The organism is Hoeflea sp. BAL378 (assembly GCF_000759435.1).
In the GTDB taxonomy this organism is placed as follows: Bacteria; Pseudomonadota; Alphaproteobacteria; order Rhizobiales; family Rhizobiaceae; genus Hoeflea.
Genome location: NZ_JRJG01000239.1, coordinates 1 through 265 on the forward strand (window position 1 = coordinate 1; position 265 = coordinate 265).

Annotated in this window: 1 protein-coding gene; it reads right to left on the reverse strand. The window is 61.9% G+C overall.

The window, feature by feature from the left end; genetic code table 11:
* Positions 1-265, reverse strand: a 265-nt coding sequence (locus LL06_RS25520; RefSeq protein WP_035533748.1) for a porin, incomplete at both ends; no start/stop codon positions are given.

Below are 265 nucleotides of genomic sequence, written 5' to 3' on the forward strand. Positions count from 1 at the left end.
GGAAAGCGCCGCCATTGTAGGTGTAGCTGATCAGGTTGGTGTCGTAGGGACCGACGCCGCCGGCGATGTCATCGTTGATGACGTTGCCCGAGTAGCCGCTCCAGGTGGTGAAGAACGATTCGTCCTTACCGACGCGGAGGCCGCCGAGCTGGATCCAGGCGAAGTTGACCGAAGTCTCGCCAGTGGTGTCGTAGCCAGCTGCGGTGTCGTTGGTGTCGTACTGGAAGCGCAGCTCGGTGTAGGTGCGCAGGGTGCCCATTTCGGT